Source organism: Streptomyces sp. CNX435, from assembly GCF_059570575.1.
Window position 1 is genome coordinate 110397 of the sequence record NZ_JCANTA010000005.1, and the last position, 23090, is coordinate 133486.

A 23090-nucleotide genomic window follows, 5' to 3' on the forward strand; every position below is an offset into this window, starting at 1 on the left:
CGGGCCGGGGCGCGGGTTCAGTCGAGGGCTTCGATGGCCTTCAGGATCAGAGCCCGCGCGTCGGCGCCGTAGACGGCGAGCTGCTGCAGCTGTTTGAACGCTTTGAGGTAGAGGGCGATTTCGGAGGGCTGCACGATTCTGACCCGCGCCGACACCAACTCCACGGATACCAGCGTGTCGTCGTAGACGTGGAAGGTCTCCCGGGGGTGCATGGAGCGGGCGCGGGGTTGCTCTCGGGATCACGCCCAGCGATACGGCGGGCAGCGCGCCGGCGGTCAGCAGGTAGCCCAGTTTGGCCGGGCACCAGCGTCGAGGAGTAGACGCGGAAGAGACGCGTGTCGTGGAAAACTGGACCGAGGCTTCCTGCAGGGCCTTGAGCCCTCCTCGTACCTGGTGTCGCCACTCCTTGTACATCGACTCTGCGTGGAGCGACCGCGCGATCAGGTCCTCTGCCTCGTCTTCGACACCGCAGGCACGGCACCAGGCCCTTATGTCCTTCGCGGACGGCGCGGTGTGCGCGTTCTCGATGCGGGAGGTCTTGGCGTGATGCCAGTGACACTGGGCGGCCAGCTCGACCACCGTCAGCCCGGCGCCCTTACGCAGGTTGCGCAGCCGCTGAGCGACGGCTTCGCGAGCGGCTAGGGCGGAGGAAGACGGGGAGATGGGCAATGAGCTGGCCTGTCCGATGCCCTTCTACGTCAGCGGATCTCGTACTCGTCGTGCGGGATGGCCCGCTGCCACACGGCTTCGAACGCCGTGTCGCACAGTTTCGCAGCAGCCGGGTCGTCGCTCAACTCGTGGCCGCCCGATCCTCCGTCCCCGGTGAAGTGGTTCCAGCGGATCAACTGCCCGTCAAAGAGCCAGAAGTCATTGCCCGGCAGGGCCAGATCCGACGCCTGCCGACGCGGTAGCCAGCGGACTTGCTCCCCGGCGGCCACGTTGGTGAAGGTGCCCGAGTGCTCGTACCGGATGTAGTCGGTGACCGGTTCGCTGATGATGCGGGCGCGGCGTACGACGACACCTCGGCCGACCGTCTCGGCAATCAGGTCGAGCCACGGCCGCCACCACGACTCCTCCTCCGCCGGGTCGAGCCTGCGGCCGCTCTTCCAGGCGGCGAAACCCTCCTTCTCCTTCTCGATCCCGTAGACGTCGCGCATCTCCAGGTGCAGGGCCGACTGCGTGGCGCCGGCCATCAGCTCATCGAACGTAGGCGTGTCCGAGGACATCGCATGCCTCCTTGATCTGGTCGACCATGCGGGCCGGGATGCGTACCACTGCCTCGTCGTCCGGGATTCCCTGCGCGTGTCCGGGGACCGTGGTCGCGGCACACTGCGCTTCGAGTTCCGGTCCGGGCTTCCACCCCTGGAGGACGAGTTCCTGGGCGTCGGTGTCGACCCACACGGTGGGACTGTCGTCGTGGCCCGTGTTGGGGTCGATGCCGACGAAGACTAATGGCATGAGTGCCTCCTGTAGTTCTCGTGCAGCCATGTGCATCAGATTCCTGCCTTGCAAGTGGGCTGCCAAGTCACTCTTTTGGGTCTGACATGCAGTTCGCAGAAATCTGCACATCGCTGGCCAGGTGCCCGAGGGGCTCCGTAGCGTCGATGCCATGGCGACCCAGCCCGGCATCCCCACCTCTCCCGCCCGGCCGCTGCTGACCCTGCGGGTCTCTCGCACCAGCGGCCGTACCTGGGGGCCGATGCAGCGGTACTTCGCGAGGGACTGCGCCCCGCTGCTCACCTCCGAGTGGCCGCCCTGCGGCTGCCCGCGGTGCCGCGGGGCCCGGGGGCGGCGGGGCTGGTGAGCGTCGATGGTTCCCGCCCCGGCCGCCGGGCTTGGACGGCGGGCGGCTCGGGGCGGGCCGGAACCCCGGGGCAACGGGGTTCCGCGGGCAATACGGCGCGAGGAGACGCCTCGTGCCGCGGACCCGACAGGAGGTCACCATGCGGCACCTTCCCGATCCGGTCAAGGCGGAGCCGGAAGACGACGACGGCGACGGCGAGTCCGCCGGCGGCTGCGGTGACGGTGACGGCTGCCGCCGTCAGTAAGGAAAGCAGGTGAGGGGCGGCTGTGCCGCCCCTCACCCCGTGTACGGCGGTGAGGTACCCCGGTGAGTGACCACCACCACGGCTACGTCTGGCTCGGCAGCGGGCACGAGTTGGCCAAGGACGGCCCGCGGCGTCCGGCGCACGGCGAGTTCGCCGTCAGCCGCGTACCGCCGCTGGAGCTGGCGCACTGGCTGTTGAAGCCCGCGTCTTTCGTGGAAGGCACCTGGCGCGATCCGGGTGAGGCCGCGGCCTGGTGGGGCGGGCGCGTACGGGCGCACGCCGACGCGCTGCTTCCGCACGACCGGCAGCGGGTGGCTGCCCGCGCCGAGGCCGCGGTCCGGGCGGTTGCGGGTGGTGAAGACGTCGCCGGCGGGTGGTGGCTCGCCGGGGGGCGCTTCCTCTCCGTCTGCCTCATCGGCTGCTCCCCGCACCGGTTCCGGCCGGAGTGCCGCTGCCCGATCGGCTGATCGCGTACAACTACGGGCATGACTGAGATCTCGATCAGCAACGCCCGCGCCGAGCTGGGTGAATTGGTACGTCGCGTCGCGCACGGCCGCGAGACCATCGCGCTCACCGACCAAGGCCAGGTCGCGGCTCTCCTGGTGTCGCCTCAGGTGATCGAGGACCTCGAAGACTCCGTGGCGATCGCCGAGCGTGAACGGCGCCAGGCGCAGGGCACGCTCGGAGAGGGGACGAGCCACGAAGCGGTGGGCCGCCTGCTGGGACTGCGTGCGTGACTTACCGCCGCGTCAGGCGGCGGCGTTGCGGGCGTAGGCGACGAAGGCGGCCCAGGCGTCGGGGGTGAAGGTGAGGTGAGGGCCGGTCTTGTCCTTGGAGTCGCGGACGTGGACGGCCTCGGGGCAGGTCGCGACCTCGACGCAGTCGTCGCCGGATTCGCTGCTGTGGCTGGACTTGTGCCAGGTGACGGCGACCTCGACGCAGTCGCCGGATTCGCTGCTGCTGTAGCTGGACTTGTGCCAGGTGACGGCGACCTCGATGCAATCGCCCGATTCGCTGCCGCTGTAGCTGGACTTGTACCAGGCCAGGTTCGAAGTGCTCATAGCGCTCCTCGCATCCGTTGCAGCAGGCTCGCGGAGTCCTCGGGGCTGAGAGCCTGTGCGCACATCCTGGCATAGCGCCGCTGGAGCACGCTGACCACTTTCGGGTCGGAGATCAACTGACCGCTCTCCTGGCTCTCGTTGTAGCCGTACCAGCAATTCTCCGGGGTTTCCAGTAGCTGCATGGGACCGGCCGTTCCGGCGTGCGTCTCCCGTACCAGCGGCATCACCTGCACCTCCACGTTCCGCAGCCGCGCGATCTCCAGCACGTGGTCGATAAGACCCCGCGTCACCTCCTTGCCGCCCATCCCCCTCACGAACTGGTGCTCCTCCACCACGAAGCTGAACGCCGTGTGCGGCCGTTCCGCAAGCAGCCGTTGGCGTTCCGATCGTGCCGCCCACTGGGCCTCGATCTCCTCGTCGTCCAGCGGCGGCAGCCGGTGCCCGAACAACGTCCGCGCGTACGCCTCGGTCTGCAACAGCCCCGGGATCAGCCGACACTCGTACGTATAGAGACTGATCGCCTCCCTCTCCAACCGCGCCCACTCCCGGAACCACCGCGCCAGCCCCGGCTTCCGCACCACGTGCGGCGCCGACTTCCGCAGCGCACCCGTATCCCCGAGCACCGGCTCCGCCCGCTCCACGAAGTCCGGCGGCGGCAACCGGCGGCCGACCTCGACCGCCGCCACCGTGTGCTTCGAGAACCGCACGTGCTCCCCGAGCTGTTCCCGGCTCAACCCCGCGTGTTCTCGCAGCGCTTGGACCATCGCCCCGAACGTCCGCATGCTGTCCGACGGCTCCGGCTCACCCACACCACCCGTGCCCGCGATCATCTCTGCCACCTCCCGTTGCGTGTATCCATGGTCACGCAAGGTGACGAGCACTGTCTACCCTCTGCATGTGTACAGTCACTTTCTGTACGCGGTGCTGCTTCTCGCAAGGAACTCGCAAAGTCCAGACCGGCAGTTCGCCGAGTCCGGACAGGGTCAACGGCTGCCGGTCCGTGAGCAGCCGAAGCACCTACGGCATCGATTGGCCGAACCCGCCCCGCGCCTGCTGAACCTCCGCCCGCCCACGGCGGGGAATGCAGGCGAAATGCAGGCATCGCAGGTATTGTGTAGGCATGACCGCCGTGACGATTCGTGACGTCTCCGAGGACACCCTGAAAGCGATCAAGGTCCGTGCCGCCCAGGAGGGCAAGTCGCTGCAGGGCTTCCTGCACGCGCTGATCGAACGCGAAGCCGCGATCCCCACGATGGACGAGATCGTCACGCGTATCCGCGGGCATGCCTCGGTCGACCTCACGGAGGTGGACACCGCCGCACTCGCGGACGAGGAGCACCGTTGATCGTCGTCGACCCGTCCGCCGTCGTCGACCTGCTCGTCGACACCGGCACCAGGGGGAAGGCCGCGGCCCGCCACCTGACCGCCGCGAGCCTGCTCTCGGCTCCGTACCTGATCGACACAGAGGTCGCCTCGGTGCTGTTGCGGCTGGAACGCGCCGGCCTGCTCACCGGGGACAAGACCACCCGGGCCATGGCCGACTACCGCAGCCTGCCGATCCGCCGGCACGAGCACCTGCCACTGCTGGAGCGCGTACGCCAACTCGGGAGCGTGCGCTCCTACGACGCTTTCTACGTCGCTCTCGCCGAAGGTCTCGACGCCCCGCTACTGACCTCCGACGCCAAACTGGCCCACGCCCCAGGCCCCCGCTGCCGCGTCATCAACCTCCACGACGACACCTGAACCGCCGGCGGTCGCACCGTCCGGCCGGGTTCCCCCCATCCCCCTTGGAAGGCCCGATGTCCGTCAACAACCTCTTCGGTGTCCGCGTCCTCGACCTGGACCGTGAACGACGCCGAGTCCGCTTTCGCGTCTTCGTCACCAACTACGAGTTCGTTCACGAGGACGAGGAGCTGCTGCCCGACGACCCGAGCTTCTTCTTCCGGTTGCTGTTCGAGTCCGCGGACGACATCATCGGCTACCGCTACGGCCCGGTGACGGACGTCGTCGCTTTCGGCGAGTACTTTGACGACGGCTGGGTGGACCGCAACACGTATCGCTTCGTGGCGAGGGTGGAGCGGCTGGCCGCGCGCAACCTCCCGGCCGACGACGAGGACAAGGAACGGCTGGAGGAGTACTCCGGCGAGTACGACGGCCGCGGCTGGCCGGACGAGGACCAGCTTGCCCAGGGCGACTACGAGGTCCACGTCACGGATCCTCGCTGGATGGAGCCGCTGCGTGTCGGCGACTGCTGGGACACCGGCAACTACGCCACCGATGCGCTCGCACCGCCGGCCGACGACATCGAGGAGCGGTACGCCCAACAGGCTGAGCACGGCAGCATGAACGCCTCCTTCACGCTGGGGTGGCTTCGTCAGGAGCGGGGTGACGCAGCCGGAGCCGCGGAGCAGTACCAACGGGCCGCGCACGGGGGCAAACCGGACCTGCGGGGCAAGGCCCTGCTCTACCTGGGCGACCTCCGGGCGGCCCAGGGTGAGCACGAGGCGGCGTGCGCCACGTACCAGCAGGCCGAGCAGAGTGAGCAGCACAAGCACTACGCGTCCCGCTACCGCTCCCGGGCGGCGCTGCGGCGGGGCGTTCTGCTGCGGCGCCTTGGCCGTGCGGAGGAGGCGCAGGCGGCGTTCGCCCGTGCCCTCGCGATGGACGGCGCGCATCGTGACCAGAGCCTGGTGGCGGAGGTACGCCGCCTCACCGGCGCGGAGTGCTCGGCAGCGATGGCGCATCGGCTTGTGGGCGAAGGTGATCGGGCCGGAGCCGTGGCCCTGCTCGGTGAGCACTACGGCGAGCCTGTCACCGCCCTCGCCGGGCGCCTGTTCGCCGGGGATGTCCCTGCCGCCGAGGCCCTTCTTGCCGCGCTTGTCGACGACCACGACGCTGCCGCGACCTTTCTCGTCGATCTGTCCCTCGTCTGGGCGGAGGAGTGGCCGAGGCGGGAGATGGTGACGACGGCGCTGCGACTGGCGGTGTCCACAGGCCGCGCGGCCGAGGGGTACCGGCGTGCCGTCCGTCAGACCGGCGCCCTCACCACCCCCGGCGCGCGGAAGGCGACGCATCAGCTACTGGAGCTGCTGGAGGAGAACGGTGCCGGGGCGGCCGTCATCGCGTCGCTGGCCACGGCGGCCGAGCCTGTTCAGCCGGGGGTGGCGTCCCAGGGTTTCCGGATCGTGGGCAACAGGGCGAGGGAGCGCGGCGACGCGGCAGAGGCCGCACGGTGGTTCGAGCGTGGCGCGACGGTCGAGGGCGCCGATGACGACACCCGTGCGTCTTGCTTCTACCGCCTTGGTCTCTCCTTGCGCGAACTGGGCGAGACGGCACCGGCCCAGGAGGCGTTCACGCAGGCCGAAGCCGGTTTCGTACGCATCAACCATCTGGTCGACAATGCCGCTCGGGCCGCGCGGCACCTGGCAGAACTGGCGTATGCACGCGGCGACCGGACGGCGGCGTTCGCCGCTTGGGGGCGGTCCGCGGTTCTTACGGCCCGATACGAGTGCAGCGAGAAGAACGCTGCCCGCGCCCTCCACACGCTGGGCGAACTCCTCGCCGAAGTGAACGCCCCGGAGGCGGCGCGGGCGGTGGACCAGGCTGTGGAGGGGAAGGGTGAGGCGTTCCTGCGACGGGTCCGCGCCGCATCCAGGAGTCACCTGATGGCAGCGTGCCACTACGGCCACTGGATGAGCGACGGAGGCGACAGGGAGCTGGGCCTGGCGCTGTTGAGGAAGGTGGCCGAGGGACGAGGGCAGTGGGCGGCCAGCGCCGCCGTCACGCTGGGCGCCGCGGCGCACCGCGGAGGCGACAACGTCACGGCGCGTGAGTGGTGGCATCGTGCGGGGGAAAAGGGCGACAAGGAAATGTCCCACAAGGCGATCACCAATCTCGGCCTGGTCGCCAAGGAGGAGCGCAACCTGCCGGAGTTGCTCGAGCACTACGGGCCGATAGCCGAGTCCGGCCACGAGGACGGGTCGCTGTTCGCCGCACACATCGGTGAGCTGAATTACTGGCTGGAGCACTGGGACGAGGCGGTGCGCTGGTACCGGCGCACCCTGGAGGGCACGGACGACGCGGAGCTGGTGGGCGAGGCCGGCTGCCGGGTGGGCGAGATACTTACCGGCAGGGGCGAGGCGGAAGCCGCTCTTCCCTTCTTGCGGCGAGCAGCGGACAGCGGGTGGGAACCGTTCGCGCAGCAGGCCCGGGAACTGCTGACCCAGGCGGGCTGAGGCCATGGTCACGGAAGGCGACGAGTGCTGTGCATCCTCTGCGTGCGCACAGTCACGTTCTGTACGCGGAGGTGCTTCTCACAAGGAACTCGCAAAGTCGCCCCCGGCCGTGAACCGGACTGCCGCCCCGATACTGGGGCCATGAGCGGCACGGCGGAGCGAAGTGCGGTGGGGGAGTCCGTTCTCGTGGTCGAGGACGATCCCGGGATCGCCGACATCCTGCAGATCACCCTGCGCTTCCACGGCTTCGCCGTACGCGCCGCGCCCACCGTCCGGCGCGCGCTGGAGCTGGCCCGCGCGCACACGCCCGATCTCGTGCTGCTCGACGTCATGCTCCCCGACGGCAGCGGCTGGCAGGTCTGCCGGGAGCTGCGGGCGTACGGGGAGGAGCCCGCCGTGATCTTCCTGACCGCCCGCGACGCGCCCGCCGACGTGCTCGGCGGGCTCGCGCTCGGCGGGGACGACTACATCACGAAGCCGTTCAACGTCGACGAGGTCGTCGCCCGCGTACGCGCCGTGCTGCGCCGGACGCGCGGGCGGGCGCCCGCGGCCGGGGTGCTGCGGCACGGGGACGTGGAGCTGGACGAGGCGACGTTCACCGTGCGGCGTGGGGGCGCGCCGGTGGAGCTGACACCGACCGAGTTCAACCTGCTGCGCCACCTCATGCGCAACGCCGGCCGCATCCTGACCAAGGAGCAGTTGCTGCGCAACGTCTGGCAGTTCGACTCCGCGGTCGAGTCCACCGTCGTCGAGACGTACATCAGTTACCTGCGGCGCAAGCTGGACCCCCTCGGCCCTCCGCTCATCGAGACCCGGCGCGGGGTGGGCTACGGCCTGCGCCCGGTCGGGCCGGTCGGGCCGGTCGAGCCCACGGGCACCACAGCCCCCGCCGACGCCCCCGCCGACGCACCCGCACCCGCCGACCACCCCGGACCGCCCTCGTGAAGCGCTTCCCCCGCTCGCTCAGCAACCGGCTGTCCGTCATCAACGTCGGCATCCTCGCCGTCGGCCTCCTCGCCGCCGCCTGCGCCAGCCTCTTCGGTACGTACACCATCCTCGTCGGCGAGGTCGACGCCACCGTCCGGCAGAGCCGCGACACCCTCGCCGCCGGCCCGCTCAGCACCGCCGGCCTGCAGCGGGTGTGCCAGATCGCCGACGCCTTCAGCGACCCCGGCGACGACGGCTTCACCGGCTCCGCCAAGAACGAGCCGTTCGTCCTCCTCGACCCCGCCGGCGAACTCCGCCCCACCTGCGTGCTCTTCGACGGCGGCAACCCGCGGCTCGCCCGCGACATCGCCGCCGCCGTCGACGACCCCGGCGCCCTCGCCGACTCCGGCGACATCACCAGCGTCGCGGCCGGCGGCCACCACTACCGCACCGGCGTCGCCCGCCTCGACGACGGTTCGTACGCCATCGCCACCACCCGCTACGACGGCGTGCGCAACGCCGTCCGCAAGCTCTTCGTCATCGAAGCCGTCTTCGGCGCCCTGCTCCTGCTGCTCCTCGCCGTCGTCTCCTCGCACGTCGCCCGGCGCCGGCTGCGGCCCCTGGAGGACATGGTGGAGACCGCGTCCGCGATCTCCGAGGGCGACCTGTCGCGCCGCGTCGACACCTCGCCGCCCGGCGGCAGCGAGGTCGAGCAGCTGCGCGACGCGCTGAACGCCATGCTGCAGCAGGTCGAGGGCGCCATGGCCAGCCGCGAGGAAGCCGCCACGCGGCAGCGCCAGTTCCTCGCCGACGCCTCGCACGAGCTGCGCACCCCGCTGGCGACCGTGCTCGGCTACCTCCAGCTCTACGACAAGGGCATCCTCGCCGACGACGAGGCCGAACGCGCCCTGACCCGCGTCGCCGCGGAGGCCGAGCGCATGAGCCGCCTCGTCGACGAACTCCTCGCCCTCGCCCGCCTCGACCAGCACCCGACCCGCGACCGCGCCCCCGTCGACCTCGCCGTCCTCGTCCGCGACGCCGCCGCCGACCTGCGCGCGCAGCAGCCGCACCGCCCCGTGACGGCCGACGCCCCCGGGCCCGCGGTCGTCGTCGGCGACGAGGCGCAGCTGCGCCAGGTCGTCGGCAACCTGCTGACCAACGTACGCACCCACACCCCCGAGGACGCCGCCTGCACCCTCTCCGCCGCCGCCGAGAACGGCGTCGCCGTGCTGCGGATCGCCGACACCGGGCCCGGCATGCGACCGGAGGACGCGGCGCGGATCTTCGACCGCTTCTTCCGCGCCGATCCCGGCCGTGCCCGGGTCGCGGGCGGCAGCGGGCTGGGCATGTCCATCGTGCGGGCCGTGGTCGAGGCACACGACGGCGAGGTCGCGCTCGACACCGCACCCGCCGCCGGCATGGCCGTCACCATCCGCCTGCCGCGGCCCCAGCAGGGCGACCCCCGGCTTGAGAGTCCGGTGTGAAGCCCCTGCGGGATCCCTGAGGGCCCTTCGTACGCCCCGGCCGCCCCGGCGACGCTGCTGCACACGTACGCGTCACCGCCGCCGAGCCGAGGAGCCCGCCGTGGCCGCACTGGCCAGATTCTGCTTCCGCCACCGCTTCGTCGTCCTGCTGCTGTGGGTCGTCGCCCTCGTCGGCACCGCCGTGGCCGCCCAGACGGCCGGCAGCCGCTGGGCCAACGACTTCGAGCTGCCGGGCACCGAGTCCGCCGAGGCCGTCGACCTGCTGCGCGAGTCCTTCCCCGAGACCTCGGGGGACACCGACAACGTCGTCTGGCGGGCGCCGGAAGGCAGTTCGGTACGGGGCCCGCAGATCCGCGAGCGGATGACCGAGGCGCTGGCCGGCATCGCCGACGTACCGCAGGTCGGGCAGGTCGCCGGCCCGTACGCGCCGGAGGGCGGGCGGCAGATCAGCGGGGACGGCCGGATCGCGTACGCGCAGGTGACGTTCACCGAGCAGGCCATGAACCTGGAGAAGGAGAACATCGAGGCGGTCATCGACACCGCGCAGGCCGCGGCCGAAGACGTCGACGGGCTCCAGGTCGAGCTGGGCGGCGAGGCGATCCAGGCGGCCGAGGGCGCGCCCGGCGGGCTTGCGGAGGTCACGGGCATCGTCGCCGCGGCGATCATCCTGTCCATCGCCTTCGGCTCGCTGTTCGCGATGCTGCTGCCCATCGTCTGCGCCGTCTTCGGCATCGGTACGGGCCTGATGACCGTCACCCTGCTCAGCCACACCATGGACTTCGCCGACGCCACCACCCTGCTCGGCAGCCTCATCGGCCTCGGCGTCTCCATCGACTACGCGCTGTTCATCGTCACCCGCCACCGCACCGGGCTGCACCGCGGCATGACGGTGGAGGACTCCGCGGTACGGGCCCTCGACACCGCCGGGCGCGCGGTGCTGTTCGCCGGCGGGACGGTGTGCGTGGCGCTGCTCGGCATGGTCGCGCTGGGCATCAGCTTCCTCAACGGGGTGGCGATCGCGGCGTCGCTGACGGTGCTGCTGGGCGTCGCGGCGTCGGTGACGCTGCTGCCGGCGCTGCTGGGGATCCTGCGCCTGCGGGTCCTCAGCCGCCGCCAGCGCCGGAAGCTGGCGGAGCGGGGCCCGGAGCGCGAGCCGGCGCCGGGGGAGGCCGTCGGCCGGGCCGCGGCCGTCGGCCGGGCCGCACGGTGGTCGCTGCTGGTGCAGCGCAGGCCGCGGCTGCTGGCGGGGATCGCGGTCGCCGTCATGGTCGTCATCTCGCTGCCGCTGCTCTCCCTCCGCCTCGGCACCACCGACCAGGGCAACCACCAGGAGTCCAAGACCACGCGCAAGGCGTACGACCTCCTCGCCGACGGATTCGGCCCAGGCTTCAACGGCCCGCTCCAGCTCGTCGCCGAAACCCCCGCGGCCGGCGACCGCCCGGCGCTCACGCACCTGGTGTCCGAGGTCGAACGCACCGAAGGCGTCGCCGGCGTCGGCACCCCCGCCCCGGCCCCGGACGGCAGGGTCACGGTGATACAGGTCATCCCGGACAGCGCCCCGCAGGACGAGGCGACCGACCAGCTCATCGACCGGCTACGGGACGACGTCATCCCGGCGGCGGAGGCGGACACTTCGCTCGACGTCCACGTCGGCGGGGTCACGGCGATCAACAAGGACTTCGCGTCCGTCATCACCGGCAAGCTGCCGCTGTTCGTCGGCATCATCGTGGCCCTGGGCTTCGTGCTGCTGCTGGTCGCGTTCCGCTCGGTGATGGTGCCGCTGACGGCGGCGGTGATGAACCTGATGGCCGCCGCGGCGGCGTTCGGCGCGCTGGTCGCGATCTTCCAGTGGGGCTGGGGCAGCGACCTGTTCGGCCTCGGCCGGGAGGTGCCGATCACCGCGTTCCTGCCGGTGATCATGATCGCGATGCTCTTCGGCCTGTCGATGGACTACCAGGTCTTCCTGGTCAGCCGCATGCACGAGGAGTGGGTGCACCACCGCGACAACGCCCGCGCGGTACGGGTGGGCCTGGCGGAGTCCAGCCGGGTCATCAACGCGGCGGCGCTCATCATGATCTGCGTCTTCAGCGCGTTCGTGCTGAGCGGCGACCTGGAGGGCGTGATGGCGGGGATCGGCCTGGCGGGTGCGGTGGCGCTGGACGCCTTCATCATCCGCACGATGCTGGTCCCGGCGCTGATGCACATGATCGGCAGCGCCAACTGGTGGCTGCCGGCCTGGCTGGACCGCCGCCTGCCCCACCTGGCGGTGGAGCCGCGGGACGACGCCGGCGGGGTGGAAGACGAGCCGCGCCCGCAGGAGTTGGCGAAGACCGGCGGGGGTCAGGCGTGACCCCGGCAACGCCCGTCACGCCCGCGACCCCCGCGGCCTCGCCACCTCCGTAGCGGGTGGCGGGGGTGGAGCGGCGGTCAGCCGCGGTAGCGATCGGCCGGGACCCGCAGCGACAGGTTCGGGACGAGCGTCTGCCGTGCCTTCTCGAACGACTCCCAGTCGTTGATCTCCGGCAGTGACGGGATGGTGACGGGCTCCCCGGCGTCGAGTCCGGCGAGCGCCGCGTCGACGGCGTCGTCCACGCTCATGATCGCCTCGTCGGGAAATGCCGAGAGGTCGACGCCGGCGCGGTCCCATATCTCCGTGCGGACAGCGCCCGGCAGCACGGCCTGCACCGTGACGGGGCTCTCGGCGAGTTCCTGCCGCAGTGCCTGGGTGTACGTCAGCACGTAGCCCTTGGTGCCGCTGTAGACGGAGCCGCCGGGCAGGAAGTTGAGAGCCAGGGCGGAGGATATGTTCACCACCGTGCCGTGCCCGCGGGCTATCAGGCCCGGCAGGACCGCGGTGGTCAGCCTGGTCAGCGAGGTCACGTTGAGATTGATCAGCGCCGCGGAGGCCGTCGCGTCGGAGGTTGTCAGCGGCGTGAACAGCGCCGCGCCGGCGTTGTTGATCAATACCGCGATGCTCTCGTCGGTCCGTAGCCGCTCCTCGACCACGGAGATCTGCGCCGCATCGGTGAGGTCGGCGGTGACGACATCCACCGCGCGGCCGGTGCGGCCGCGGATGTCCGACGCCAGCGTCTCCAGCCGCTCGGTGTTCCGGGCCACCAGGATCAGGTCGTAGCCCCGGTCGGCGAGCCGCCGCGCGTATGCGGTACCCAGGCCGGCGGACGCGCCGGTGACGACGGCGCTCTTGTTCTGCGTGGTCATGGGGTGGATCTCATTTCTGTCTGGCGGATGAACGGGGGTCGAAGCGTCTCGGCTATTTAGATTACGATAGATATCTAAAGCCGTCAACGGTCGCCCGGTGTCGTCGGTCACCCTCGCGACGGGTGTACGGGCGCCGCGGCCGACCGCCCGGCGCTTCCCGTACGATAGATGTGCTTGGTTATCTAACGTGGAGAGGTGACTGATGAGTCGCGTTTCGCAAGCGCAAGCGATGGAGAACCGCAGGCGCGCGGTCGCCGCGGCCTCCCAGCTCTTCCGGGAGCGCGGCGTGAACGGGATCAGCGTCGCCGATCTGATGAAGTCCATCGGGCTGACCACAGGCGGCTTCTACAAGCAGTTCCCCTCCAAGGAGGCCCTGATAACCGAGGCGGCTCAAGCCGCGTTCGGGGACCTTGACCTGCTCCTGGCGGAGTTCGAAACCGCCCATGGCGATCACGACACCGCGCGCGCCGCCCTCGTCGACTTCTACCTGTCGGCCGAGCACCGTGACCAGCCCGGCACCGGTTGCCCCAACGCGGGATTCGCGGGGGACATGGCCCGCGAGACCACGGCGGGGGAGGTGCGCGAAACGTACGCGGCCGGAGTCGAGAAGTTCGCCGCGTGGATGTCTGCCGACGTCGACGACGGTCTTCCCGTGGTGGCCACCCTGGTCGGCGCCATCCTGCTTGCCCGGGCCACGGCGGGCACGGAAATGTCGGAGAAGATCCTGGAGTCGACCCACAAGGCCCTGACTGCGCCAGACGGGCCCTGATCCTGGACCTGCGTTCGGCTCACCCGGCGGGCCTCATACGACCATCCGCGGTGGCGCGCGTAGCGTCGCTGCCAGTACGTGACCTGCGCGAACGACCACATCGACGACCGGAACACCCACATGGAGAGGCGGCCGGCATGAAGGCATTCGTCGTTCAGAAGTACGGCAAGGACGGCGCGCACGCCGCGGAGGTACCCGAGCCCACGGTCGGGGACCGCGATGTCCTGGTCAGAGTGAGCGCCGCGAGTATCAACCCGCTGGACAAACTGGTCCGAAACGGGGAGTTCAAGCAGGTCCTGAAGTACCGGCTTCCGTTCGTGCTCGGCCACGACGTGGCCGGTGTCGTGACGCGGGTCGGCTCCGCCGTACGCGGCTTCGACGTCGGCGACGAGGTCCACGCCCGTCCGCGCGACCTGCGGATCGGAGCCTTCGCGGAGTTCATCGCGATCGACATGGACGACGTCGCGCCCAAGCCGGCCTCCCTCACCCTCCAGGAGGCGGCCGCGGTGCCGCTGGTCGCCCTGGCCGCCTGGCAGGTTCTCGTTGACCGTGCCCAGGTGAAGCCGGGGCAGAAGGTGCTCATCCACGCCGGTGCCGGCGGCCTCGGCTCGACGGTCATCCAGCTCGCCAAGCACCTCGGCGCCACCGTGGCGACGACCACGGACACCAGGACCGAGGAGCTGGTCAGGAGCCTCGGCGCCGACGTCGTCGTCGACTTCACGAAGGAGGACTTCTCGGAGGTGCTGTCCGGCTACGACTTCGTGCTGGACTCCCTGGGCGGAGCGAACCTGGAGAAGTCGCTGACCGTGCTGAAGCCCGGCGGCCTGGCCATCAGCGTCGTCGGCCCGCCGGACGCCGGCTTCGCCAAGCAGCTCGGCGCCCCCGCCTACCTGGGCCTGGTCATGAACGCGCTCAGTCGCAAGATCCGCAAGCGGGCGAAGGCGCTGGGTGTGCGGTACCAGTTCTTCTTCATGCAGGCCAACGGCTCCCAGTTGCGCCAACTAGGCGCCCTCTACGACAGCGGGAAGCTCCGCCCGGTCATCGACAGCACCTTCCCGTTCGACCAGACGCTTGAGGCGATGGCGCACGTCGAGCAGGGCCGCACCGAGGCCGGCAAGGTCGTGGTCTCGATGGCGCCCGACAACGGCTGAAACCGCGCCGGCCACACCCCCCGTTCCGCAGCGCCAACCGCCCTCAGACGCCGGTCAGCCTCTCTCGGAAGATTACTGAGAGTAGTCAAATGGGCTCACTTGGTGATATCTTCACCGTGAGCGTTCCTGGCTCGGTGGTCCGTGTTCATCGCCGACACCGGGGACGGGAATGAGGAAGGAACCGACGCCATGCGCAGCGTATTCGAGTGGTCATACCGGGCCCTGCCCGAATCCGCGGCCCGGATGTTCCGGCTGCTCGGCCTGCATCCGGGCAACGAATTCGGGCTGGCCGCCGCGGCCAGCCTGGCGGACCGGGAACCCGCGCGCGTACTGCCTCAGCTGGAGGCGCTCACCCGTGCCCACCTGCTGCAGCCGCGCCCGGGCGGACGCTACGAACTCCACGACCTGGTGCGCGCCTATGCGGCCGAACTGGTGCGGCGGGAGGAGAACGAGAGCGACCGGGCGGCGGTCCTCCGGCGCTGTGTCGCCTGGTACCTCCACACCGCGGACGCGGCGCAGCGCGCCATTTCGCCCTATGACCGCTGGCCCCTCGACGACCACGTTCCGGCCCCGCCTCCCACGCTGGCCTTCGACGACTACGAATCCGCGTTCCGCTGGTACCGGACGGAGTCCACCAACCTGGTGACCGCCACCCGCGCCGCCGCCGACGCCGGTTCCTTCGGGATCGCCTGGCGCCTGGCCGTGGTGCTGCGGGCGATCTCCATGCACCAGAACGCCTTCGACGAGTGGCGGGCCACCGCGCGGGTCGCCGTCGACGCGGCCCGTGCGTCGGGCGAGGAAGCGGGGGAGGCGGAAGCGCTGGAAAACCTGGGCAAGGCCGCCTTCCAGGGGCTGCGGCTGGACGAGGCCGAGGAATGCCACCGAGGCGCGTTGGCCGTACGGCGGCGGATCGGTGACACGCACGGCATCGCGGTCTCCACCAATGCCCTCGGTCTCCTCGGGCTCCGTCGCCGTCGCCTGGATGAGGCCGAACTCCGCTTCACCGAAGCCGCGGAGATGTTCCGCGCCCTCGGCGAACGACGCTGGACGGCCCTGACGCGTACCAACCTCGCCGAGACCCTGTGCGAGGACGGCCGCGCCGGCGAAGCCTGCGCCACCATCGAACAGGTCCTGGCCGACTTCCGCGAACTCGACGACCACTTCGGCGTGGGGAACGCGCTGTGGCTGCTGAGCCGGGCCCGGCGGGAATCGGGGGAGCCCGAGGCGGCCGAGCGGGCGATCGCCGAGGCGCTGTCCCTGGCCGCGGCGGAGGACAACCAGCTCTGGCAAGGGCACTGGCTGGCCGAGTCGGCACGCGTCGAACTCGCGCGCGGCCGCCCGGCGGACGCCCTGCGGCTGGCCCGCGAGTCGGCAGCCGTGCAGCAACGCCTCGGCGACACGGCCCGCGAAGCCGCTGCCCTGGACATCGCGGGCGAGGCGTGCCGCCCCCGGTAAGGGGCTACTCCGCCGGTGCGGATTCGGCGACCCACACGGGTCCGTCCGCACAGTCCAGGCGAGGACCGTCGGCGGGGGTGAGGCTGGTCCGCAGAACCTTCACGCGCTGCCCCGCGACGACCGCGACCGGGCCCCGGCCCGGGCCGATGTACCTGTGCGTCCGTACCTGGTTGTGCACCTCGCGGGCGGTCTTCGTGGTGTCGACCACGGAGAACGCCTCCTCCATGAGCCCCGCGTAGGTCGCTCCGCGGACGGGCTGCGGTTCACCGGCGGACGGGTCCGCCGCCCGGTCCAGGGCCGCGGTCAGAACACGCCGGAGCGACGCCGCCAGCCCGGGCCACAGCGCCTCGGGTGTCGCGTCGTCCGGAATGGGGACCGAGCACTCCTGGGCGAGGATGGGACCGGCGTCGAACTCCTCGTTCATGCGGTGGGCCGTGACGCCGAGGTTCGGGTCGCCGTTCCGGATCGCCCACAGCACCGGTGCGGGTCCGCGGTACTCGGGCAGCATCGAACAGTGGACGTTGACGACGCCGTAGCGCGGGATCGAGAGGACGGCCGGGGGCAGTCGCCAGGAGAAGCCGAAGCAGACGACGAGGTCGAGAGCGTATCCGCCGAGAGCCGTCCCCAGCCCTTCGGAGCTGCCCGGTAAGAGCAGATCCATCCCCGCCGGCAGCGCGGCCGTGATCCGGCCGGCGGTGGCGGCTGCGGCCGGGTCGGTCGACGATCTCGGGCGCATGGAGCGGGAGTAGGCGTAGACGACGGGGGTGTGGCCGGCTTCCACGCAGATCTCGTGCAGGGTGGCGAATTCCTGAACACCGAATGAGATCAACCCGATACGCATTGTCATCGTCACCGGGGCGGCATAGCGACGGCTGCCTGGCCGGGGCTTGGGGTCGCGCCCACCCCAACGGAACGGGGTGCCGCCCGCGTTGGGCTGCACCCCGTTCCGTACCGCTGACCGGTCTCAGACGGCTACCAGCTCCTTCTCCCCCGCCTCCGCACCCGCCTTGGCCTCCGCGGCGCCGGCGGTCCGCTTCGGGAGCGCGAACACCAGGGCGTACACCACGGCCAGGATCGCGATCACCCACCACATCGCGTTCTCGAACGCCCCCGCGAACGCCGGTCCCGCCTCCCGTGCCGCCGTCGGCTCGTCCATCGCGCCGAAGAACACCACCGACACCAGCCCCAGACCCAGCGCCATGCCCAGCTGGTTCGTCGTGTTGATCAGCCCCGACGCCGAGCCCGCGTGCTGCCGCGGGACGCCGCTCAGCACCGTGTCCGTCAGCGGCGCGAAGATCAGGCCCATGCCGCCGCCCAGCAGTGCCAGCGGCAGCGCCATCTGCCAGGTCGCGATCTCAGTGCCGTACCGGCCGGACGCCGCCAGGTACAGCAGCGCGCCGGCGGCCATCGTCACCGCGCCCGCGTGGAGCACCTTCCGCCCGAACCGCGGCGTCAGCTTCTGCACCGACATCCCCGCGGCCACCGAGCAGGCGAGCGAGAACGGCAGTCCCGTCAGGCCCGCGTGGAGTGCGCTCCAGCCGAGCCCGAGCTGCATGTACAGCGTCCACACCAGGAAGAAGATCCCCAGCCCGGTGCTGAAGGCGAGCTGCACCCCGATGCCCGCGGCGAAGCTCTTGACCCGGAACAGCGACAGCTCGACCAGCGGCGCGCCGTCCGCGCGCTGCTTGCGCTTCTGGTACGCGACGAAGGCGGCGAACACCGGCAGGCTCGCGGCCATCGAGACGAAGCCCCACACCGGCCAGTCGTTCTCGTGGCCCATGGTGATCGGGTACAGCAGCATCAGCAGCCCCGCGGTGGCCAGCAGCACGCCGCGCAGGTCGAGGCGGAGCGCGTCGGGGGCCGTCGACTCGGTGATGTAGCGGCGGCCGAGGACGAGGCCGGCGATGCCGACGGGGAGGTTGATGAGGAAGATGGGCCGCCAGGCGAGGCCGAAGAGGTCCCACTCGGTGAGCAGCGCGCCGATCATCGGGCCGGACACGGCGCCCAGGCCGGCGACGGCGCCGAACATCCCGAAGACCTTGCCGCGTTCCTCCGCGGGGAACGTGACGTGGATGATGCTCAGTACCTGAGGCACCATCAGCGCCGCCATCGCGCCCTGCAGCACCCGCGAGCCGACGAGCATCGCCGGGTCGGCGGCGATGCCGCACAGCAGCGAGGCGGCGGTGAAGCCGCTGATGCCGAGCAGGAAGACCCGCTTGCGGCCGTAGATGTCGCCGAGTCTGCCGCCGGTGATGAGGCCGATGGCGAAGGCGAGTGCGTAGCCGGCGGTGATCCACTGGATCGCGCCGAACGAGGCGCCGGTGTCCTGCTGGATGCTCGGGATGGCGATGTTGACGATCGTCGCGTCGACGAGGTCCATGAACGAGGCCATCAGCACCACGGCGAGCGCGATCCAGCGGCGGCGGTCAGGTCCTGCCACAGAGGCGTTCTGGAAGGTCATGCAGGTAAGTTAGAAGTCGTATAGGACAGGTCATGTCCTAAAGAGAAGGCAGTCTGGAAAACATGACGACAGACACTCCGAAGCGGCTTCTGCAACTGCTCTCCCTCCTCCAGACGCCCCGCGAATGGCCCGGCGGCGAGCTGGCCGACCGCCTCGGCGTCACCGCCCGCACCGTCCGCCGCGACGTCGAGCGGCTCCGCGACCTCGGCTACCCGGTCGAGTCCACCCGCGGCACCTTCGGCGGCTACCGCCTCGTCGCCGGGAAGGCCATGCCCCCGCTGCTGCTGGAGGACGACGAGGCGGTCGCGATCGCCGTCGGCCTGCGCAGCTCCGCCGGCCATACGGTCGCGGGGCTGGCGGAGGCGTCCGTACGGGCGCTGGCGAAGCTGGAGCAGGTGCTGCCGTCGCGGCTGCGCCGCCGCGTCACGTCGCTCGGCACCGCCACGACCCCGCTGACCCGCTGGCAGGGCCCGCAGATCGACGCCGAGGTGCTGACGGTGCTGGCCGCCGGCGCGGCGGGCGGGGAGCGGCTGCGCTTCGGCTACCGGGCGGCGGACGGCACCGAGACGAAGCGGCTCGTGGAGCCGGCCGGGCTGGTCTCGGCGGGCCGGCGCTGGTATTTCGTCGCGTACGACAACGACCGCGACGACTGGCGGATATTCCGCGTCGACCGCATCACCCGCCCCTTCGCCACCGGCGTCCGCCCGCCGCGCCGCGAGCTGCCGGCGGCGGACGCGGCGGCGTTCGTCGCCGCGCGGATGGGCGGGGACGGCCCGCGCTACCGCGCCCGGGCGACGCTGTACGCGCCGTACAAGGAGCTGGCGCGCCGCCTCGGTGACGCGGCGGCGGGGCTGGAACGGGTGGACGGGGGGAGGTGCGAGTTCGTCACGGAGGCGGACGCGCTGGACTGGCTGGCGCTGCGACTGGCGTCGCTGGGCTGCGAGTTCGAGGTGCACGAGCCGCCGGAGCTGGCGGAGTACCTACGGGACCTCGCGGGCCGCGCGGCCCGGGCGGCGGACGGGACGGCGGGCGGCGGGACGGGGGCCGAGGCCGGGTAGGCCCCCGCCTCACCCCAGCCGGCGCCGCAGCGCCCGCGCCCGCCGCGCGACCCGGCGCACCGCCGGGCTGCGCGGCACGAACGCCAGCCGCTTCGGCACCCCGCCCGGCAGCCCCTCCACCGTCAGCCGGCGCCGCTTGAAGTACCGCCAGGTGTCCGCGTCCAGCTCCGCCGCCAGCCACCGCTCGACGTCCGGCCGCAGCCGGGCGTAGATCCGCGGCTGCATGGTGAAGCCCACCGCCGTCAGCAGCCCGCCCAGCGTCGCCTGCGCCTCCTCCGCGGTCGGCGCGCGCCAGTCGCGTACCGCCGCCGGGTTCTCCAGGGACGGCAGCAGCGCGTCGGCGATCGTGACCGGGACCCGGTTGCTGTTCTCGTACGGGGTCAGCCGCTCCAGCAGCGTTTCGGTGCCGATGCTCGCCACCGGCAGCCCGTACAGCGTCGACGCCGTCATCAGCGCGGTGGAGAACGCGCCGGCCACCAGCGCCGGGCGCAGCCGCTCGTAGAGCACCTCCGCCAGCACCGGAGTGTCGAGCACCGTGAGCCGTACGCCGAGGCTGCCCGCCTCGTCCTCCAGCAGCCGGGAGACCCGCGCCGGCGCCATCGGGTGCGGCTTGAACACCACGCTGCGGTGCCCCAGTCCGGCCGCGCCGCGCAGCATCCGCACGTGCAGCTGCTCTTCTTCGTCCGCCGTGAGGATGTTCAGCGCCGAGAGGTACTGGCCCAGGAGGAGTGCGGGCGAGGAGCCTTCGTCGAGACCTTCCAGGCCGGTGGGGCCGGCGGCGGCGGCCAGTTCGGCCAGTACCTTCTTCAGCTCCTCCGCCGGCACGATCTCCGGCGGCACGCCGAACTCGGTCAGCAGCATCGGCCGCACGCCCGGCAGCAGGTCGGGGTGGAGCAGCCGCTCGACGCGGCTGCCGACGAGGGAGGGGAGCTTGTTGCGGGTGGGGCCGTAGCTCATCAGGCCGTCGGCGTAGACGTGCAGCGCCGCGTCGGGGAAGAGCTGGACGAGCGCCCGCGCGGGGCAGACCTGGATCGACTCCACGACGAGCGTGAGGCGGTCGTCGCCGAGCCCCCACAGCAGCCGCAGGTGCCGCTCCCACAGCGGGACGTCCTCGGCGCGCGGTTCCCACGCGGCGGGGTGCTGCGGGCGGATGGCGTCGTTCCAGTCGCGTACGTCGTCGAAGCGGGAGCGCAGCTGCGCGAAGCCGGCCATGGCGTCGGCGGCCGGGGTGGCCTCGGGGGTGGCGGCGTTGTTGGTGATGAGCAGGATGCGGCGGTCCTCGGCGGGGAAGAGGCCGGCGTCGAGGGCGGCGGCCAGCGTCGCGGTGCCGTAGAGGGTGGAGGCCACGAAGATCTGCGTGTGCCGCCCGGGGGCGTAGCGGATCTGCGGCGGGGCGTTCGGGGCCGGAGCGGGGACAGGGGCAGAGACAGGGGCAGAGACATGGGCCGCGGGGCCCGTCGTGGGGGACGGGTCGTTCATCAGCCGGCCACCTCCGCCGGTACGCCCCGGCAGTGCAGCCGGCGCAGCAGTTCGGAGCGGTCCGTCGAAGCCAGCGCTTCGGGCGCGAAATCCTGCACGTTGTAGAAGGGAACGATCACGGAGAGTTGAAGCATCCAGGCGATGCTAAGGGCCGGCCCGCCCCCGGGGCTTGCCCCGCCCCGACGCGGGCGTGAACGCCGGGAGGCGGAACGGTGAACGCCTTTCTCGGGCGGGTGGGTTAGCCGTTCAGCGGCGTGTTGTTAACCATCTGTACGACCGGTGTTGGGCCACCGAGCGGAATGCCTCCCTACCGTCGGCGACGTGCTCAACGACCCCCCGTCACAGCTGCGCACGGCTGTTCTCGCCGACTCGGACACCCGCTGGAAATGGGGCGCGCTCACCGCTCGCCGCATGGCCCCGGAGGCGGTGCTCGACGGGTATCTGCTGCACGGCCGGGCCACCCCGACCGCCCGCCAGCTCGCGGAGGTCGGCGTCGCCGCCGACGCGATGCGGGAGGTCACGGCGGTCGAGTTCCTCGCCGCCGCCGACCCCGACCGCTACGACGTCGTGCTCCTGTCCTGCGTCGGCGGCACCGTGCAGGCCATGCTGCACGGCCTCGCCCGCGCCTGGCAGGGCGCCGCGCGCCGGCCCGCGGTCGTCACCGGCTACGTCGGCGTGGTGTACGAAAAGCTCTCCGACGGCCTCCTCCTGCGCAACGGCGCCGACATCGTGCTGGCCAACAGCCGCCAGGACGCCGAGCGCTTCCGCGCGGTCTACGAGGGCGTCGGCGCCTCGCCGAACAGCGTCGTGGAGTGCGCGCTGCCATTCCTCGACGGCAAGCCGTACGAGCCGTACGACGCCGCCGCGCCCGGCGACGACCGCCCGTACACCGTCGTCTTCGCCGTCCAGCCCTCCGTGCCGGACACCCGCGAGGACCGGCTGTACCTGCTGCGCCGCGCCGCCCGGCACGCCGAGCTGCACCCCGAGCGGGAGGTGCTCGTCAAGCTGCGCAGCCGGCCGGGCGAGCACACGACGCACATCGAAGAGGCCCCGTACCAGAAGCTCGCCGGGAAGCTCCCCGGCGGACTGCCCGCGAACTGCAGCCTGGTCTACGGGAACATGGGCGAGGTCCTCGACCGCACCGACCTGCTCGTCACCGTCAGCTCCACCGCCGCGCTGGAGTCGCTGCACCGCGGCATCCCGACCGCCGTCCTGACCGACCTGGGCGTACGCGAGCCGCTGGGCAACCACCACTTCCTCGGCTCCGGCTGCCTCGCCTCCTGGGACGAACTGGACGCCGGCCACCTGCCGAAGCCCGACCCCGTGTGGCTGTCCCGCCAGGGCGTCCCCGGCGCGGCCTCCGCCGAGCCGTACGACGCGGCCTTCGACCGCGCCCGGGCCCGGCTGACCACCCTGGTCGCCGACCCGCAACTGCCGCCGCTGGCGCCGTACTACACCCCGCAGACCGCCGGCGGCTACCTGCCGCGGATCCTCGCCCGGCACGGCCTGGCCCCCACCGGCGAGCCGCTGCCGCAGGCCGCGGCCACCGCCGCCGAGCCGGGACCGCTGCGCCGGTGGGCGCGCACGCTGCTGCGCAAGGCCGCGCGCGCCGCGTACCGGGGCGGGGTGCAGCGCATCGCGCCCGTCATCCGCCGGATGGGGGCGCTGTGAGCGACGCGCGCGCGGCTGCGGTCCCGCAGGTCGACGGCGCAGCCGCGGTTTCGCCGCGTGGGCGGAGAAGCG

The 23090-nt window shown here is 71.6% G+C and carries 24 protein-coding genes and 1 pseudogene; 15 read left to right on the forward strand and 10 right to left on the reverse strand.

Annotated elements, in window-relative coordinates; genetic code table 11:
* Positions 1–17: 17 nt before the first annotated feature.
* The 3 genes and pseudogenes from T328_RS11380 to T328_RS11390 all read right to left on the reverse strand — a co-directional run bounded on the left by T328_RS11380 (position 18) and on the right by T328_RS11390 (position 1458).
* Positions 18–585 (reverse strand): annotated as a pseudogene (locus T328_RS11380) (Scr1 family TA system antitoxin-like transcriptional regulator).
* A gap of 113 nt (positions 586–698) precedes the next feature.
* Complete coding sequence (locus T328_RS11385) at positions 699–1226, reverse strand: DUF6879 family protein (RefSeq protein WP_496495845.1); 528 nt, start codon at positions 1224–1226, stop codon at positions 699–701.
* Positions 1198–1458: a hypothetical protein gene (locus T328_RS11390; protein ID WP_496495846.1), complete on the reverse strand. Its 261-nt coding sequence runs from the start codon at positions 1456–1458 to the stop codon at positions 1198–1200. The genes T328_RS11385 and T328_RS11390 overlap by 29 nt, the downstream gene beginning before the upstream one ends.
* A gap of 151 nt (positions 1459–1609) precedes the next feature.
* On the opposite strand from T328_RS11390, the gene T328_RS11395 reads away from it, so the two are divergent.
* From T328_RS11395 to T328_RS11410, 4 genes are all read left to right on the forward strand, one after another.
* Complete coding sequence (locus T328_RS11395) at positions 1610–1804, forward strand: hypothetical protein (RefSeq protein WP_496495847.1); 195 nt, start codon at positions 1610–1612, stop codon at positions 1802–1804.
* Between the two features lie 112 nt (positions 1805–1916).
* Complete coding sequence (locus T328_RS11400; protein ID WP_496495848.1) at positions 1917–2048, forward strand: hypothetical protein; 132 nt, start codon at positions 1917–1919, stop codon at positions 2046–2048.
* Between the two features lie 62 nt (positions 2049–2110).
* A complete protein-coding gene (locus tag T328_RS11405; protein WP_496495849.1) occupies positions 2111–2515 on the forward strand; it encodes a hypothetical protein in 405 nt (134 codons plus the stop codon).
* Between the two features lie 18 nt (positions 2516–2533).
* The gene (locus tag T328_RS11410) at positions 2534–2785 is read left to right on the forward strand and encodes a type II toxin-antitoxin system Phd/YefM family antitoxin (protein ID WP_496495850.1); all 252 of its coding nucleotides are present in this window, start codon (positions 2534–2536) and stop codon (positions 2783–2785) included.
* A 12-nt stretch (positions 2786–2797) separates the two neighbouring features.
* Here the strand turns inward: T328_RS11410 and T328_RS11415 are convergent, their stop codons facing one another.
* Both T328_RS11415 and T328_RS11420 read right to left on the reverse strand, forming a co-directional pair.
* A complete protein-coding gene (locus T328_RS11415) occupies positions 2798–3109 on the reverse strand; it encodes a DUF397 domain-containing protein (RefSeq protein WP_496495851.1) in 312 nt (103 codons plus the stop codon).
* On the reverse strand, positions 3106–3939 hold the full coding sequence (locus T328_RS11420) for a helix-turn-helix domain-containing protein (protein ID WP_496495852.1): 834 nt from the start codon (positions 3937–3939) through the stop codon (positions 3106–3108). Before T328_RS11420 ends, T328_RS11415 begins: the two co-directional genes overlap by 4 nt.
* A 290-nt stretch (positions 3940–4229) precedes the next feature.
* Between T328_RS11420 and T328_RS11425 the strand changes: the two genes are divergently transcribed.
* The 6 genes from T328_RS11425 to T328_RS11450 all read left to right on the forward strand — a co-directional run bounded on the left by T328_RS11425 (position 4230) and on the right by T328_RS11450 (position 12105).
* Positions 4230–4454 (forward strand): FitA-like ribbon-helix-helix domain-containing protein, encoded by a 225-nt coding sequence (locus T328_RS11425; protein WP_496495853.1) that lies wholly within the window; start codon positions 4230–4232, stop codon positions 4452–4454.
* A complete protein-coding gene (locus T328_RS11430) occupies positions 4451–4852 on the forward strand; it encodes a type II toxin-antitoxin system VapC family toxin (protein WP_496495854.1) in 402 nt (133 codons plus the stop codon). The genes T328_RS11425 and T328_RS11430 overlap by 4 nt, the downstream gene beginning before the upstream one ends.
* Positions 4853–4908: 56 nt before the next feature.
* Entirely contained in the window at positions 4909–7344 is a 2436-nt protein-coding gene (locus T328_RS11435) for a tetratricopeptide repeat protein (protein ID WP_496495855.1), read from the forward strand.
* Positions 7345–7485: 141 nt separating this feature from the next.
* Entirely contained in the window at positions 7486–8289 is an 804-nt protein-coding gene (locus T328_RS11440; RefSeq protein WP_496495856.1) for a response regulator transcription factor, read from the forward strand.
* Positions 8286–9755, forward strand: a complete 1470-nt coding sequence (locus T328_RS11445; protein WP_496495857.1) for a sensor histidine kinase — start codon at positions 8286–8288, stop codon at positions 9753–9755. Before T328_RS11440 ends, T328_RS11445 begins: the two co-directional genes overlap by 4 nt.
* A gap of 100 nt (positions 9756–9855) precedes the next feature.
* Positions 9856–12105, forward strand: coding sequence for an MMPL family transporter (locus T328_RS11450; protein WP_496495858.1), 2250 nt, complete (start codon positions 9856–9858; stop codon positions 12103–12105).
* A gap of 77 nt (positions 12106–12182) precedes the next feature.
* Here T328_RS11450 and T328_RS11455 read toward each other — a convergent pair whose 3' ends face one another.
* On the reverse strand, positions 12183–12974 hold the full coding sequence (locus T328_RS11455; RefSeq protein WP_496495859.1) for an SDR family NAD(P)-dependent oxidoreductase: 792 nt from the start codon (positions 12972–12974) through the stop codon (positions 12183–12185).
* A gap of 202 nt (positions 12975–13176) precedes the next feature.
* Between T328_RS11455 and T328_RS11460 the strand changes: the two genes are divergently transcribed.
* The 3 genes from T328_RS11460 (at position 13177) to T328_RS11470 (ending at position 16349) form a co-directional block, all read left to right on the forward strand.
* Positions 13177–13743 carry a TetR/AcrR family transcriptional regulator gene (locus tag T328_RS11460; RefSeq protein ID WP_496495860.1) on the forward strand — a complete coding sequence of 189 codons (567 nt, stop codon included), beginning with the start codon at positions 13177–13179 and terminating at the stop codon, positions 13741–13743.
* A gap of 137 nt (positions 13744–13880) precedes the next feature.
* Complete coding sequence (locus T328_RS11465; protein WP_496495861.1) at positions 13881–14894, forward strand: NADP-dependent oxidoreductase; 1014 nt, start codon at positions 13881–13883, stop codon at positions 14892–14894.
* 189 nt (positions 14895–15083) lie between these two features.
* Positions 15084–16349: a tetratricopeptide repeat protein gene (locus T328_RS11470; protein WP_496495862.1), complete on the forward strand. Its 1266-nt coding sequence runs from the start codon at positions 15084–15086 to the stop codon at positions 16347–16349.
* A gap of 4 nt (positions 16350–16353) precedes the next feature.
* Here T328_RS11470 and T328_RS11475 read toward each other — a convergent pair whose 3' ends face one another.
* Together T328_RS11475 and T328_RS11480 are read right to left on the reverse strand one after the other, a co-directional pair.
* Entirely contained in the window at positions 16354–17196 is an 843-nt protein-coding gene (locus T328_RS11475) for a methionyl-tRNA formyltransferase (RefSeq protein ID WP_496496081.1), read from the reverse strand.
* 117 nt (positions 17197–17313) lie between these two features.
* Positions 17314–18810 (reverse strand): MFS transporter, encoded by a 1497-nt coding sequence (locus T328_RS11480; protein ID WP_496495863.1) that lies wholly within the window; start codon positions 18808–18810, stop codon positions 17314–17316.
* A gap of 62 nt (positions 18811–18872) precedes the next feature.
* Between T328_RS11480 and T328_RS11485 the strand changes: the two genes are divergently transcribed.
* On the forward strand, positions 18873–19868 hold the full coding sequence (locus T328_RS11485; RefSeq protein ID WP_496495864.1) for a helix-turn-helix transcriptional regulator: 996 nt from the start codon (positions 18873–18875) through the stop codon (positions 19866–19868).
* A gap of 9 nt (positions 19869–19877) precedes the next feature.
* Here the strand turns inward: T328_RS11485 and T328_RS11490 are convergent, their stop codons facing one another.
* On the reverse strand, positions 19878–21347 hold the full coding sequence (locus tag T328_RS11490) for a polysialyltransferase family glycosyltransferase (protein WP_496495865.1): 1470 nt from the start codon (positions 21345–21347) through the stop codon (positions 19878–19880).
* On the reverse strand, positions 21347–21481 hold the full coding sequence (locus T328_RS11495) for a hypothetical protein (protein ID WP_496495866.1): 135 nt from the start codon (positions 21479–21481) through the stop codon (positions 21347–21349). The genes T328_RS11490 and T328_RS11495 overlap by 1 nt, the downstream gene beginning before the upstream one ends.
* Before the next feature lie 187 nt (positions 21482–21668).
* Here T328_RS11495 and T328_RS11500 point away from each other — a divergent pair, with 187 nt between their 5' ends.
* Positions 21669–23018, forward strand: a complete 1350-nt coding sequence (locus T328_RS11500; RefSeq protein WP_496495867.1) for a DUF6716 putative glycosyltransferase — start codon at positions 21669–21671, stop codon at positions 23016–23018.
* Positions 23019–23090 lie beyond the last annotated feature (72 nt).

Bases quoted from the DNA above. Each gene is read 5' to 3' on its own strand.
- T328_RS11385 (WP_496495845.1), bottom strand. From the start codon at position 1,226: ATGTCCTCGGACACGCCTACGTTCGATGAGCTGATGGCCGGCGCCACG.
- T328_RS11390 (WP_496495846.1), bottom strand. From the start codon at position 1,458: ATGCCATTAGTCTTCGTCGGCATCGACCCCAACACGGGCCACGACGAC.
- T328_RS11395 (WP_496495847.1), top strand. From the start codon at position 1,610: ATGGCGACCCAGCCCGGCATCCCCACCTCTCCCGCCCGGCCGCTGCTG.
- T328_RS11410 (WP_496495850.1), top strand. From the start codon at position 2,534: ATGACTGAGATCTCGATCAGCAACGCCCGCGCCGAGCTGGGTGAATTG.
- T328_RS11415 (WP_496495851.1), bottom strand. From the start codon at position 3,109: ATGAGCACTTCGAACCTGGCCTGGTACAAGTCCAGCTACAGCGGCAGC.
- T328_RS11420 (WP_496495852.1), bottom strand. From the start codon at position 3,939: ATGATCGCGGGCACGGGTGGTGTGGGTGAGCCGGAGCCGTCGGACAGC.
- T328_RS11425 (WP_496495853.1), top strand. From the start codon at position 4,230: ATGACCGCCGTGACGATTCGTGACGTCTCCGAGGACACCCTGAAAGCG.
- T328_RS11435 (WP_496495855.1), top strand. From the start codon at position 4,909: ATGTCCGTCAACAACCTCTTCGGTGTCCGCGTCCTCGACCTGGACCGT.
- T328_RS11440 (WP_496495856.1), top strand. From the start codon at position 7,486: ATGAGCGGCACGGCGGAGCGAAGTGCGGTGGGGGAGTCCGTTCTCGTG.
- T328_RS11455 (WP_496495859.1), bottom strand. From the start codon at position 12,974: ATGACCACGCAGAACAAGAGCGCCGTCGTCACCGGCGCGTCCGCCGGC.
- T328_RS11460 (WP_496495860.1), top strand. From the start codon at position 13,177: ATGAGTCGCGTTTCGCAAGCGCAAGCGATGGAGAACCGCAGGCGCGCG.
- T328_RS11465 (WP_496495861.1), top strand. From the start codon at position 13,881: ATGAAGGCATTCGTCGTTCAGAAGTACGGCAAGGACGGCGCGCACGCC.
- T328_RS11470 (WP_496495862.1), top strand. From the start codon at position 15,084: ATGCGCAGCGTATTCGAGTGGTCATACCGGGCCCTGCCCGAATCCGCG.
- T328_RS11475 (WP_496496081.1), bottom strand. From the start codon at position 17,196: ATGACAATGCGTATCGGGTTGATCTCATTCGGTGTTCAGGAATTCGCC.
- T328_RS11480 (WP_496495863.1), bottom strand. From the start codon at position 18,810: ATGACCTTCCAGAACGCCTCTGTGGCAGGACCTGACCGCCGCCGCTGG.
- T328_RS11485 (WP_496495864.1), top strand. From the start codon at position 18,873: ATGACGACAGACACTCCGAAGCGGCTTCTGCAACTGCTCTCCCTCCTC.
- T328_RS11490 (WP_496495865.1), bottom strand. From the start codon at position 21,347: ATGAACGACCCGTCCCCCACGACGGGCCCCGCGGCCCATGTCTCTGCC.
- T328_RS11495 (WP_496495866.1), bottom strand. From the start codon at position 21,481: ATGCTTCAACTCTCCGTGATCGTTCCCTTCTACAACGTGCAGGATTTC.